Source organism: Cellulomonas sp. KRMCY2 (genome assembly GCF_000526515.1).
In the GTDB taxonomy this organism is placed as follows: Bacteria; Actinomycetota; Actinomycetes; order Actinomycetales; family Cellulomonadaceae; genus Actinotalea.
The window spans coordinates 454,439-468,089 of record NZ_JAGF01000001.1 but is presented as its reverse complement, the minus strand read 5'-3'; the positions used below and the strand labels follow the sequence as shown (position 1 = coordinate 468,089).

General features: G+C 68.5%; 12 protein-coding genes. All 12 read left to right on the top strand.

The window, feature by feature from the left end; translation table 11 throughout:
- The first annotated feature begins 106 nt into the window (after positions 1 to 106).
- Positions 107 to 247, top strand: a complete 141-nt coding sequence (locus K415_RS23770) for a hypothetical protein (RefSeq protein ID WP_155859331.1) — start codon at positions 107 to 109, stop codon at positions 245 to 247.
- A 120-nt stretch (positions 248 to 367) separates the two neighbouring features.
- Complete coding sequence (mmsA, locus tag K415_RS0102325; RefSeq protein ID WP_024285501.1) at positions 368 to 1,909, top strand: multiple monosaccharide ABC transporter ATP-binding protein; 1,542 nt, start codon at positions 368 to 370, stop codon at positions 1,907 to 1,909.
- Between the two features lie 83 nt (positions 1,910 to 1,992).
- Complete coding sequence (mmsB, locus tag K415_RS0102320) at positions 1,993 to 3,156, top strand: multiple monosaccharide ABC transporter permease (protein WP_024285500.1); 1,164 nt, start codon at positions 1,993 to 1,995, stop codon at positions 3,154 to 3,156.
- Positions 3,157 to 3,273: 117 nt separating this feature from the next.
- Positions 3,274 to 3,828 (top strand): TetR/AcrR family transcriptional regulator, encoded by a 555-nt coding sequence (locus K415_RS0102315; protein ID WP_024285499.1) that lies wholly within the window; start codon positions 3,274 to 3,276, stop codon positions 3,826 to 3,828.
- Positions 3,829 to 3,887: 59 nt separating this feature from the next.
- Positions 3,888 to 4,166 (top strand): hypothetical protein, encoded by a 279-nt coding sequence (locus K415_RS0102310; protein ID WP_024285498.1) that lies wholly within the window; start codon positions 3,888 to 3,890, stop codon positions 4,164 to 4,166.
- 56 nt (positions 4,167 to 4,222) lie between these two features.
- Positions 4,223 to 5,947 carry a glycoside hydrolase family 13 protein gene (locus K415_RS0102305; protein ID WP_024285497.1) on the top strand — a complete coding sequence of 575 codons (1,725 nt, stop codon included), beginning with the start codon at positions 4,223 to 4,225 and terminating at the stop codon, positions 5,945 to 5,947.
- Between the two features lie 44 nt (positions 5,948 to 5,991).
- Positions 5,992 to 7,275, top strand: a complete 1,284-nt coding sequence (locus K415_RS0102300) for an ABC transporter substrate-binding protein (RefSeq protein ID WP_024285496.1) — start codon at positions 5,992 to 5,994, stop codon at positions 7,273 to 7,275.
- A gap of 5 nt (positions 7,276 to 7,280) precedes the next feature.
- On the top strand, positions 7,281 to 8,237 hold the full coding sequence (locus tag K415_RS0102295) for a carbohydrate ABC transporter permease (protein WP_231494801.1): 957 nt from the start codon (positions 7,281 to 7,283) through the stop codon (positions 8,235 to 8,237).
- A complete protein-coding gene (locus K415_RS0102290) occupies positions 8,234 to 9,055 on the top strand; it encodes a carbohydrate ABC transporter permease (protein ID WP_024285494.1) in 822 nt (273 codons plus the stop codon). The genes K415_RS0102295 and K415_RS0102290 overlap by 4 nt, the downstream gene beginning before the upstream one ends.
- Before the next feature lies 1 nt (position 9,056).
- The gene (locus K415_RS0102285; protein WP_024285493.1) at positions 9,057 to 10,487 is read left to right on the top strand and encodes a glycoside hydrolase family 13 protein; all 1,431 of its coding nucleotides are present in this window, start codon (positions 9,057 to 9,059) and stop codon (positions 10,485 to 10,487) included.
- Between the two features lie 45 nt (positions 10,488 to 10,532).
- On the top strand, positions 10,533 to 11,588 hold the full coding sequence (locus K415_RS0102280) for a LacI family DNA-binding transcriptional regulator (RefSeq protein WP_024285492.1): 1,056 nt from the start codon (positions 10,533 to 10,535) through the stop codon (positions 11,586 to 11,588).
- A gap of 154 nt (positions 11,589 to 11,742) precedes the next feature.
- Positions 11,743 to 13,647: an alpha-amylase family glycosyl hydrolase gene (locus K415_RS0102275; protein ID WP_024285491.1), complete on the top strand. Its 1,905-nt coding sequence runs from the start codon at positions 11,743 to 11,745 to the stop codon at positions 13,645 to 13,647.
- Positions 13,648 to 13,651: the final 4 nt, after the last annotated feature.

Sequence of the window (13,651 nt, the reverse complement as noted above, 5' to 3'; positions counted from 1 at the left end):
CGCAGAGTGGGCCTCGAAGGACAGCGACTGTGATCCCCGCGCTCTCAGAGCCAACATCCTTGCCAGTCTCCCGGACGCTTCCCCGGTCAGCGGATCAGCGTCGTCGGTGCTCCTTCCGCTCCTCGAGGTCGAGCCAGGGCCGATGCCGGACATCGCTGCGGACTCGCCGTTGTGCGTGGCACCGCTGGTCAAGCTCGCGAGGGCTCTGCGTGCACGTCTCGTCGGTGATCGCGCGTTCGACGAGTGAGCGGGTCGGGACGATCGTCCCTGTAACTTGACCGAACGGTCAGGAATAGTCGCTCCGCAGAGGCACGCACCGCAGGGCGCCGCCCGCCCTGGTGGCCACGACGAAGTGAGACAGGTCCGCATGAGCAACGACATCTTGGAGATGCGCTCCATCACGAAGACGTTCCCTGGCGTGATGGCGTTGCAGGACGTCTCGATGAGCGTGAGCCGGGGTGAGATCCACGCCATCTGTGGCGAGAACGGCGCCGGCAAGTCGACGCTGATGAAGGTTCTCTCCGGCGTGTACCCCCATGGCACCTACGAGGGCGAGATCGTCTTCGAGGGTGAGCCCGTGCGTTTCGGGTCGATCAACGACAGCGAGGCTCGTGGCATCGTCATCATTCACCAGGAGCTTGCGCTGGTGCCCTACCTGTCGGTGGCCGAGAACATCTTCTTGGGCAACGAGCAGCGTGGCCGCGGCGGCCTGATCGACTGGAACCACACCAACTCCGAGGCCGCCAAGCTGCTGGCCCGGGTCGGTCTGGACGAGAACCCCACGACCCCGGTGGGCACGCTCGGCGTCGGCAAGCAGCAGCTGATCGAGATCGCGAAGGCACTGTCGAAGAAGGTCAAGCTGCTGATCCTGGACGAGCCCACAGCGGCGCTGAACGACCAGGACTCCGAGCACCTGCTCGGGCTGCTGCGGCACCTCAAGGGCCAGGGCATCACCTCGATCATGATCTCCCACAAGCTCAACGAGATCGCCGAGATCGCCGACGTCACCACGATCATCCGCGACGGCAAGACCATCGAGACGCTTGACATGAGCAAGCCCGAGGCCACGCAGGACCGGATCATCAAGGGCATGGTCGGGCGTGACCTGGAGCACCGCTTCCCCGAGCGGACCCCGGACATCGGCGCCGAGGCGCTGCGGGTCGAGGACTGGACCGTCCACCACCCCACCCAGATCGGCCGGATCGTGGTCGAGGGTGCGAGCTTCGACGTGCGTGCCGGTGAGGTCGTGGGGATCGCGGGTCTGATGGGCGCCGGGCGTACCGAGCTGGCGATGAGTGTGTTCGGGCGCAGCTACGGGCGCGGCATCACCGGGCAGCTGTACAAGAACGGCAAGGAGATCAAGGCCCACACGGTCAGCGACGCGATCGCCCACGGCATCGCCTATGCCACCGAGGACCGCAAGAAGTACGGCCTGAACCTCATCGAGGACGTCAAGCGGAACATCTCGGCGGCCGGCCTGCACAAGATGTCCAGCCGGGGCTGGGTCAACGGCAACGAGGAGCTCAAGGTCGCCGAGGAGTACCGGGCGTCCCTGAACATCAAGACCCCGACCGTCCTGGCGCTGACCGGCAAGCTGTCCGGCGGCAACCAGCAGAAGGTCGTGCTGAGCAAGTGGATCTACACCGACGCGGACGTCCTGATCCTCGACGAGCCCACGCGTGGGATCGACGTCGGTGCCAAGTACGAGATCTACACCATCATCAACCGACTCGTGGCCGCGGGTAAGGCGGTCGTCGTGATCTCCTCCGAGCTACCTGAGCTGATCGGCATCTGCGACCGCATCTTCACCCTGGCCTTCGGCCGGATCACCGGTGAGGTACCCGCGGCCGAGGCCACCCAGGAGCGTCTGATGCAGCTCATGACCAAGGAAAAGGAACTACTGCCGTGAGTGCCGTCACCACCACCACCGCATCCCGCCGGACCCCATCGGATCCAGGCGAGCAACCGGCCCACCCGGCAGCTGGCCACCCGATGTGGCAGGGGCTCACCGGAGGCCTGCGCCAGAACGGGATCTACGTCGCGTTCGTGGCGATCGTCGCGTTGGCCGCGATCACAACAAGGGGACTGCTGCTCAGCCCCGACAACCTGACGAATCTCGTCCTGCAGTACTCCTACATCTTCATCCTGGCCATCGGGATGCTCATCGTCATCATCGCCGGCCACATCGACCTGTCGGTCGGCTCCATCGTGGCCTTGGCCGGAGCGGTCTCGGCCACGCTGGTCATCAAGGAGGGCATGCCCTGGTGGGTCGGTGCCTTGGCCGGAGTGGCCGTCGGCTTCGCGGCCGGCGCGTGGCACGGGTTCTGGGTGGCCGTCGTTCGGATACCGGCGTGGGTGACGACACTGGCCGGGATGCTGCTGTTCCGCGGTCTGACCCTCCTCGTGCTCAAGAACACCTCCCTCTCGCCGTTCGGCGCGCCCTACACCGGGATCGCGGCCGGCTTCCAGCACGGACTGCTCGGCGGTGGCGACTACGACGTCTTCACACTGCTGGTCTTCGCGCTGGCCGTCGTCGGGTTCGCGGCCAGCCAGTGGCGCATCCGCAGGGGCCGCCTGGGCTACCAGCAGGCCGTCGAGGCGTTCCCGGCGTTCGTCCTCAAGATCCTCGCCGTCAGCGCGGTCGTCATGTGGTTCGCCTACCAGTTGTCCCGCAGCCGTGGCCTGCCCAACATCCTCATCATCCTGGCGGTGGTCGTGCTGGCGTACTCCGCGATCATGCGCGGGTCGGTCTTCGGGCGGGGCGTCTACGCGATCGGCGGCAACCTGCACGCGGCCCAGCTCTCTGGGGTCAAGGTGCAGAAGCTCAACTTCTGGATCATGACCAACATGGGGATCCTCTCCGGTCTCGCGGGCGTGGTGTTCTCCTCCCGCACGAACGGGGCGCAGCCCGGGGCCGGGAACGCCTTCGAGATGGACGCGATCGCGGCGTGCTTCATCGGAGGGGCAGCCGCGAGCGGCGGGGCCGGGACCGTGAGCGGCGTGATGGTCGGCGGCCTGATCATGGCTGTCCTGAGCAACAGCATGCAGCTGCTGGGGATGGACCAGTCCATGCAGCAGGTCGTCAAGGGCGCCATCCTCCTCGCCGCGGTCGCCTTCGACATCTACAACCGCCGCCGGGCCTCAACCGCAGGCTGAGCCGGTGGTCCCTAGGATGCCTCTGTGAGCCCGCGCTTCGTGAGGTCGCGTGGCCTCAGGGCAGCGCGGTCTGCCATCGCCCAGTGGCGCTGATCATGCGCCCGAGGAAGGCAGGTCATGGCCCGTACCGCGCCTCACGCGAAGGAGGGCATCCTCCTGGCGGCTCGACGCTGCTTCGCCGAGACCGGGTTCCGGGGATCGTCCTTGAGCCAGATCGCCCGGGCCTACGGCGGAGCGAAGTCCTCCCTGCTGTACCACTTCGACTCCAAGGACGCGATCCTGCAGGCGTTGCTCGACCCGCACTGGACTGAGCTGAAGGCCCTCGCAGGCGAGCTCGAGGAGCTGGACGGTCGGGCGGCGCGCGAGCGCGCGATCGAGGGTCTTGCGGATCTCGCCGTCCGCTACCGGGACGACCTCGCGCTGTTCCACGGCGAGCTGCCGACGATCCTGGAGTTCGAGCACTTCAAGGATGCCCGCCGCGCCCTGGACACCATCCTCTCGGCCCTCGTCCTGGGCGCCACCGACCCTGCGGCCCAGATGACCGCGAACCTGCTCGTCGGTGGGATCGCGAGCCTGTGCCACGAGTACCCGACTGCCGCGCCCGAGCTGTTGCGGGGTGTTGTCCGGCGCGTCCTGCGGGTCACCCTCGAGGACGTTCGCAACCAGGGCTGAGGGCGGGCCGTTGCACTCTCCGGGGCCCACGGCGCCCAGCGGTCCGTGACGTGATAGGTATGCCTGAAGTCCCGCTGCGCCGGTCCGGGTGCGTGAGCCATCTCCCGCTGCCGGCGGCGGGTGCGTCCCTGGTGGTCGGCGGCACGACGGGGAGCGAGCCGACTGCGGGGGCGGGGCTGCTCGTATGCGACGAGCTGGCGCAGAACGCGCTCGGCTTCTTCCGCGTCTCGAGCGAGGGCCGCATCAAGGAGGGCTTGATGCTCCATCGGGGCGTTCGCGTGGGCATCGCGCCACGCATCACTCGGGGTACCCAGGGAGCCGACGCGCGTCGCTCTTGACACCGCGCCGGAGTCGGCTAGTGTATCGGTTAACTAAACGTTAACCAGGAGCGCTGATGCAGGAGTCGTGGTGGCAGGACGCGGTGATCTACCAGGTCTACCTGCGTTCGTTCGCCGACGCGGACGGTGACGGCGTCGGCGACCTGGCGGGCCTCCGCGAGCGACTGGGCTACCTGGCCGACCTCGGTGTCGACGCCCTCTGGCTGAACCCCTGCTACCCCTCGCCCCAGCGCGATCATGGGTACGACATCGCCGACTACTTCGCGATCGACCCCGCCTACGGCTCGACGACGGACCTGGTCGGCCTCGTCGCCGACGCGCACCTGCTCGGTCTGCGGGTCGTCATGGACATGGTGGCCAACCACTGCTCCGACCAGCACGAGTGGTTCCAGGACGCGGTCGCGGCGCCGACGTGCTCGGCTGCGCGCGACCGCTTCGTGTTCCGCGACGGCCGCGGGCCGGCCGGCGAGGAGCCACCGAACAACTGGGCCAGCGTCTTCGGTGGGCCCGCCTGGACGCGGCTCCACCAGCCGGACGGGACGCCCGGGCAGTGGTACCTGCACTCCTTCGACTCCAGCCAGCCGGACTTCAACTGGCGCAACCCCGAGGTTCCGCAGCACTTCCGGGACGTCCTGACGTTCTGGTTCGACCTCGGCGTCGACGGGTTCCGCATCGATGTGGCGCACGGCCTGTTCACCGCTGAGGACCTCGCGGACATCCCGGAGGGCGGCAACTGTCGCTCCCCGCGTGACGACCCGATGTGGGACCAGCCGGAGGTGCACGAGGTGTACCGGACGTGGCGTGCGATCGGTGACGCGTACCGGCCCGAGCCCAAGTACTTCATCGGCGAGATCTGGGTCGCGACCCTCGAGCGTCTGCGCCCCTATCTGGCGCCGGGTCACCTGCACCAGGCATTCAACTTCGACCTGCTCGTCCAGCCCTGGGACGCGGCACGCATGCGCACCGCGATCGACGCCGGTCTCGACCAGGCCCGGCAGATCGGGACGCCCACCGCCTGGGCACTGAACAGCCACGACGTGCATCGCGTCGTGACCCGGTACGGGCAGGAGCAGGACTCCGCGGAGGCGGACCCCACGGACATGATCGCCGCGGCTCGTCGGAGCGGGCCGGTCGACCTCGAGCTCGGCACCGCACGCGCACGCGCCGTCGCGATGCTGCTGCTGGCGCTGCCCGGGACTGTCTTCCTCTACCAGGGCGAGGAGCTCGGGCTGCCCGAGGTCTTCGAGCTTCCGGCCGCCGTCCGTCAGGACCCCATCTGGATCCGGTCCGGCGGGACCGAGCTCGGGCGGGACGGCTGCCGGGTCCCGCTGCCGTGGGCTGCCGGCGAACCGGCATTCGGCTTCAGCCCGGCGGGCACGGCCGCGGCCCCGTGGCTGCCGCAGCCCGCATCGTTCGGCGGCTACGCGGTCGACCGGCAGGAGGCCGCACCCACCTCGTTCCTGAACCTGTATCGCACCCTCCTGCGTACCCGCCGCACGTTGTTCGACTCCGACGCACTGCGCTGGCTCGAGACCGGCAGCGACCAGGTCCTGGCGTTCGCGCGCGGCGACGGAGTCTGCATCGTCAACCTCGGCTCGGACCCCGTCGACCTGCCGGACGACCCGGCCGGGGTCGTCGTCGCCTCGTCCTGCGGCCTCCGCACCGGCGCCGAGCTCGCCGGGAACCACGCCGTCTGGCTCGACCGCACGCGAACGCACCGCACACCGACGACCGCCGGCGGCAGGCGTACGCGTGAGCTCGTCGCACCAGGCACACGCTGAACGGGCCTGACCCCCAGGCCTTCGATCACACCAAGGGAGCAATGATGCACCGCAGAACACGATCGCTCGGCGCCACAGTCGGGGCCCTGTCCATGGCACTCGTCGCCACCGCGTGCTCCTCTGCCGGGGCCGACGCACCCGACACGGGCGGGGACGACGTCGAGGTGACCGCCTGGACCTACTGGGACGGCACCAACGCCGACACCTTCGACGCGATGGTCCAGGAGTACGACGACGCGACGGACGGGGTGGCGATCACGACGGCCACCATCCCCAACGCCGACTTCCTCACCAAGCTCCGCGCCGCCGCGACGTCGGACACCCTGCCGACCATCGCGATCGGCGACCTCGTGTGGGTGCCGCAGATCGCTCAGCTCGGCAGTCTCGCCGACCTCACCGAGCTGCTCCCCGCCGAGACGATCGCGGACATCAACCCGGCGCTCGTGTCGTTCGGGTCGATCGACGGTCAGCAGGTCTCCGTGCCGGTCTCGGCGAACAACCTCGCCTTCATGTACAACACGACCCTGTACGAGGAGGCCGGGCTGGACCCCGCCGCCCCGCCGACGACCTGGGACGAGGTCCTGAGCACTGGCGCAACCATCCTGGAGAAGACCGGCAAGCCCGGCTACGAGCTCTTCACCCATGCTGGGGACAACGGTGAAGGACTCACCTGGAACTTCCAGGTCAACCTCTGGCAGGCCGGCGGCGACTTCCTCACCGAGGACAACAGTGCGGCCGCCTTCAACACCGAGGCGGGTACGCAGGCTCTGCAGTACTGGGTCGACCTCATCGGGGCCGGCGTGAGCCCCTACACGGCGTGGGGCGAGTTCGAGAAGGGTTCTGCGGCGGCCGCGCAGGAGGGCTCCTGGATGGTGGGCATCTGGGCACCGGACCCGCCGTTCGACTTCGCCACGGCGACGGTGCCGATGCCCTCGGACGGCGTCGCGGCCACTAACCTCGGCGGCGAGCAGGCGATGGTCTTCGGTACGGATGACGACGCCGCCCAGGCGGCAGCCGACTTCCTCGCCTGGTTCCTCGAGCCCGAGCAGGTCACCGCGTGGAGCGAGACGACCGGCATGCTCCCCGTCACCGACAGCGTGGCGACCGGCGAGGACTACCTCGGCTGGGTCGACGAGACACAGCCGCTGCTGCGTCCGTACGTCGAGCAGATGGCCGACGCTCACGCCCGTCCCAACACACCCCTCTACCCGGCCATCTCGTTCGCCTTCGCCCAGGAGATCGAGAAGGCACTGGCCGGTGAGGTCGGCGTCGACCAGGCGCTCAGCGATGCCGAGGCTGCCGTCAACGCGGTGATCGCGGAAGGATGACCTCGGTGACCTCACCACTGCTGACGACCCGCGCCGTGCCCACGACCAGTGGCCGACGCGGGCCGTCACAGGCCCGACGGCGTCGCTCGTACAACCGCGAGGAGGTCCTCACCGCCTTCGCCTTCGTCGCACCGGCGCTGGTGGTCCTCGGCGTGTTCGTCCTCTACCCGATCGTCTCGGCCGCGCACATCAGCCTCACCTCGTGGAACGGTTTCGACCCGGTCAAGGAGCTCATCGGCTTCGACAACTACACGCAGCTGGCGCACGACCCGGCGTTCTGGAACTCGGTCCTCGTGACTGTCGTCTACGGCGTCGGGGTGTGCGTGCTGAGCGTCGTGTCGGGGCTCGCGGTCGCGCTGCTGCTCGATGCACCGCTGCGCGGCCGCGGGGTGTACCGGGGCATCTACTTCCTGCCGGCGGTGACCTCCTCGGTGGCCGCGGCGATCGTCTGGCGGTACCTCTTCGACCCGGCCGGCTACGTCAACGCCTGGCTCGAGCAGCTGGGGATCGGTGGCCCGGACTGGTTCGGCGACCGCTGGCTCGCCTTGGGGGTCCTCACCTCGCTGACCGTCTGGAAGGGCCTCGGCTTCAACGCGATCCTCTATCTGACCGCGCTGCAGGCGCTCCCGGTCAGTGTCTTCGAGGCGGCCCAGCTCGACGGCGCGTCGATGTGGCAGCGCATCCGACGGATCACCGTCCCGCTCCTGAAGCCGATGACGTTCTTCGTCGTCGTGCAGGCGCTCATCACGAGCTTCCAGGCCTTCGACCTGGTCTACGTGCTGACCGGTGGCGGCCCGCGCGGCGGCACCGAGGTCCTCGGCATGTTCATGTACCGCGAGGCCTTCCGCCTCGGGAACTTCGGCTACGGGACGGCGATCGCGTTCGTGACACTGTTCCTCGTGCTCGGGGTGACCCTCGTGCAGTGGCGGGCCAGCGGCTCGGGGAGGTCGACGCTGCGATGAGACCCCGCCGCCTCGCCGCCGTCGGGCGTCACGCCGTCCTGATCCTCGGATCGGTGACCGTCGTCGTCCCGTTCCTGTGGATGTTCACCACCTCGCTCCAGTCGCGGGCGGAGACGTACACCAACACCACGATCTGGCCGAGCTCGTGGCACTGGGAGAACTACGCCCGCGCCTGGGAGTCCGCGCCGTTCGGGCAGTACTACCTCAACAGCACGCTGATGGCGGTGGGCATCGTCGCGGGACACCTCGTGCTGGACTCCCTCGCGGCCTACGCGTTCGCCCGGCTGCACTTCCCGCTGCGCAACACCCTGTTCGTCCTGCTCCTGGCCGTCCTGCTGGTGCCCACCTTCGTGACCGTCATCCCGGCGTACTCGCTGGTCGCGAGCTTCGGCTGGATCGACACCTATGCGGCGCTGATCGTCCCGCGGCTCGCCGACGTGTTCGGCATCATCCTGCTGCGGCAGTACTTCGCGTCGATCCCTCAGGAGCTCGAGGACGCCGCCCGGATCGATGGCTGCAGCCGGGCCGGGACGTTCTTCAGGATCATGGTGCCGTTGTCGGCACCGGCCTTCGCGACGCTCGCCATCTTCAGCTTCCTGTTCGCATGGAACGACTTCCTGTGGCCGCTGCTCGTGACGAACTCCGACGAGATGCGCACGATCCAGGTCGGTCTCTCGTCCTTCCAGGGCCGCTACGGCACGTCCTGGAACTACCTCATGGCGGGAACGATGATGGCGACCCTGCCGAGCATCGCCGTGTTCATGTTCTTCCAGCGAGCCCTCGTACGGGGGATCGCCATGACCGGACTCAAGGACTGAGATGACTGACGCAGAAGCCTCCGCGGGGCCCGCAGCCCGCACACCCGACTGGCTGAACGACGCCGTCTTCTACCAGGTCTTCCCCGACCGGTACGCCAACGGTGACCGGTCGATCGACCCACCGGACGTGCAGCCGTGGGGGCAGGCGCCCACGAGGGACAACTTCTTCGGCGGGGATCTCGCCGGGATCACCCAGCACCTCGACCACATCGAGGCCCTCGGCGCCAACGCGATCTACCTGACCCCGATCTTCGAGGCGGACACGAACCACCGGTACGACGCCAAGGACTACTTCGCGATCGATCACCGTCTCGGTGACCTCGAGGCGTTCCGGACGTTCGTGCGCAGCGCGCACGAGCGGGGCATCCGGGTCGTGCTGGACGCCGTCCTGAACCACTGCGGGGACGGTCACTCGGCCTTCCGCGACGTCGTGGAGAACGAAGCGGCCTCGCCCTACGTCAACTGGTTCATGGTGGAGGACTTTCCCGTCACGGCTGCGCCCGTGCCGAACTACCGCACGTGCTCCGGCTGCCACTACCTGCCCAAGTGGAACGTGTACAACCCGGAGGTCCGCGACCACCACGTCCGGGTCGCCCGGCACTGGGTCGCCGAGGGCATCGACGGCTGGCGCCTCGACGTCCCCTACTTCATCAACCGGAGCTTCTGGCGCCGCTTCCGCGAGACGGTCAAGGACCTCGGCGAGGACCTGTACATCGTCGCCGAGGAGTGGCGCGACCCCGAGGAGTGGCTCGGTGGCGATCTCGCGGACGGCACGATGAACTACACCCTGCGCGACCTCGTGCTGGGCTTCACCGCTGACGGTCGGCTGGGGGCGGGAGAGCTCGCCCACGGTCTGGACGTTCTGCGCGACCGGATCCCGGCACCGGCCCGGCCCGCGATGCTCAACCTCCTCGGCAGCCACGACACCGAGCGTGTCCTGACGCGTCACACGGGGGACGTCGGCGCGGCCAAGCTCGCCTACGCGCTGCTCTTCGCCGCCCAGGGAGCGCCGATGCTCTACTACGGCGACGAGGTCGGCATGACGGGTGACAACGACCCGGACTGCCGCGGCACGATGCCGTGGGACCGAGCCACCTGGGACCACGACCTCCACGACTGGCTCACGACCCTCGCAACGGTGCGACGCGAGACCGTCGCGCTGCGGCGTGGCGGGCAGTCCGTGCACGCCGACGGTCCCGACACGGTGGTCGTGCTGCGCGATGCAGGTGCCGCGGGGCAGGCCCTCGTCGCCGTCAACCGGGGACCACGCGCAGCTATGATCAACGTCCGCGACGTGCTCGGTGCGGCCTGGTCCGCCGAGCCGGACCGGCCGTGGTCGGTCCGTTGTGGATCAGCCACGACGGACGGCCACGAGTCCGGCGACGTGACGATCCGCGTCGAGGCGCGCAGTGCGGCGGTGCTGACGCGATGACCGACACCGAACCGGGAGACGACCGATGAGACCGGGAGACGACCGATGAAGTCGCGGCGAGTCACCATGCAGGACGTCGCCGACCGCGCGAACGTCTCGAAGACGGCGGTCTCGTTCGCGTTCAACGACACGTCGCGGCTCTCCGAGGCGACGCTCCGGCACATCATGGCGGTGGCCGAGGAGCTCGGGTACTCGCAGGATCCCGCTGCTCGCATGCTGCGCACCCGCAAGACCAACAGCCTCGGTCTCCTCCTGCCGCAGCAGCTCGATGTCGCACTGACGAACCCGTACTACACGGAGTTCATGCAGGGCATCGGGCAGACATGTCACCGGGAGGGCTTCACCCTCCTGCTCGCCCCGCCCCTGCGCGGCTCGATGCTCAAGGCGATCCCGTACGCCGCCGTCGACGGCTTCATCGTCAGTGGTCTGGAGTACGACCGTGGAGAGGTCAGCGCGCTCCGGCAGCGCGGCGTCCCGTTCGTCCTGGTGGACAGCGAGCACCATCCGGGCGTGTCCTCCGTCGACATCGACGACGGCGCGGCGATGGACACCCTCGTCGAGCACCTCCTCGACCTCGGGCATCGACGGTTCGCCTTCGTGGTGATCGAGACGGGCATCGGGGCAGACCGTCGGGACTGGCGGGGGCCCGTCAGGCGCCGGATCGACGGCGTGTCCGCGGCCCTCGAGCGGCACGGTCGGAGCCTCGACGACCCTGATGTGCAGGTCATCGAGGTGGCCTGCACGCGTTCCGCAGGTGAGCGAGCCTTCGCGAGCCTCTGGCAGCCGGAGGGCACGCGGCCGACGGCGATCGTCTGCTTCAGCGACATCATCGCTCTGGGTGTGCTCGCGGGCGCCCGGCGGCTCGGGGTGCAGGTTCCCGACGAGGTCTCGGTGACGGGCTTCGACGATCTCCAGCTGGCGCAGCTCTCGCGTCCGAGCCTGACCACGATCCGGCAACCGATCGAGACCAAGGGCCGGCTCGCCGCCGAGTACCTCGTCGAGTCGCTCGCCGCCGGGGCGGACCGGACCGCGCCGCACCAGCAGCTCCTGCACACGGCTCTCCTGCTGCGTGAGTCGACCGGCCGGGCACCCTCGTCCTGACGAGCCCGGTGCCGCGTTCGTCCGGCGAACGCCGTCGACGAGCGGCTCGTGTTTATTGACACGGCCCTGTTGCGCTTCCGTCCGACTAGGGGTTGGATCGATTTACTTAACCGGAAACCTGAGAAGGTGCCGGGACTCCACGGAGGGTTGCGCGATGAAGCTCATACCACTCGGATCATCCATCCAGAGGCGCTCGGAGCGGGTGATCGCGGCGGTCGCTGTCACCTGCGCCGTCGGCGCGCTCATCGCCGTCGTGCCGTCGTCGGCAACCGCGGCTGCGGTACCGGCAGCGCCGGTGGCGGCGGTCGGTTCGGCCGTCTCGCCAGGGCCCCTGGAAGAGGGCGACGTCATCTACCAGGTCCTGGTCGACCGGTTCGCCGACGGCGACCCGACGAACAACGACAGCGGTGCCGGTGAGTACGACCCGGCCGATCTCGGGTTCTACCACGGCGGGGACTGGGCGGGCTTGACGGACCAGCTCGGCTACATTGCTGACCTGGGCGTCACCGCCATCTGGCTCTCACCGGTGTCCGCCCAGCAGCCGCTCTCGCGGGACGGGAACGAGGCGAGCTACCACGGGTACTTCACGGCGGACTTCGCCACGCCGAACGAGCACTTCGGCGACGCGACCGAGCTGCAGGCGCTGATCGACACCGCCCACGGTCTCGGGCTCAAGATGATCCTGGACGTGGTCCCGAACCACACCGCGGACTACCTCGCCGGGACATCGACGACCTACTCGCCGACGACGTATGCGCCGGCAGCCCCACTGAACACCTCGTCGTACTTCCACCACACCGGTGACTGCCTCTTCAACGGCACCGAGAGTCAGACGCAGATCGAGAACTGCGACCTCGGCGGCCTGGACGACCTCGACCAGGCGAACCCGGCGGTGTCCACCTACTTGACGAGCACCTACCGGGACTGGGTCGACATGGGCTTCGACGGCATCCGGGTCGACGCCGCACGCTCTGTGCCCAAGCCATGGCTCGCGAGCTTCCAGACGGCCATGGGCGTCCCGACGTTCGGTGAGGTGTTCGTCGGTGACATCGACTACGTCTCCGAGTACCAGGACTACGAGTGGGGCGTCCTGGACTTCCCGTACTTCTTCGACGTGCGCGACGCCTTCGCCGCCGACGTCGACATGAACACCCTCAGTGCCCTGTTCGCCCAGGACTACGAGTACCCGAACCCGAACCGGCTCGAGACGTTCCTCGACAACCACGACCGGGCACGCTTCCTGACCTGGGCCGACGACAGCTACCAGCGGCTGCGCTCCGCGCTGACGTTCCTCATGACCAGCCGCGGCGTCCCGGTGATCTACTACGGCACCGAGCAGGCCGCGGACGGTAACGGCAACCCCAACGAGAACCCGATCGCGAACAAGGACAACCGCGAGGACATGGAGTCCTTCTCCCAGACCGGCACCATGTACACCCACATCCAGCGGCTCACCCAGATCAAGGCCGCCTACCCCGCCCTGCAGGTCGGTGTGCAGCGGGAGATGTGGACGGACACCACCGTGTACGGCTTCTCGCGTCGCGTCGACGCGACCGCCGCGGAGACGATCACGTTGTCCAGCAACTCGTGGGACAACCAGACCAGGACCATCCCGCTCCGGGCCGAGAGCACCATCCCGGTCGGCGCCGTCCTGACCAACCTCATGAACACGAGCGACACGGTGACGGTCGCCTCGGGCGGCGTCACGGGCAAGCAGATCACCGTGACCCTGGGCGAGCACGAGTCCAAGGTCTTCGCACCCGGCACGCCCGTCTCCACGTACACGCCGGCGGCGCGCAACACGACGCGGATCCGCGTGCACTTCGATCCCGGATACGGGAACTCGATCGCGATCCGTGGCGACGAGTACCCCCTGACCTGGACCGCCGGACGCGGAGCCCGCTACATCGGCAGCAACACCTGGGAGTTCGTCGCAGAGCGCATCCCCGCAGGTGAGCTCTTCGAGTTCAAGGCGTTGATCAACGACGTGACGTACTCCACCGGTGCCAACGTCGTCGGGACGGGCGGCAGCACGATCGACATCTACCCGACCTTCTGAGGCC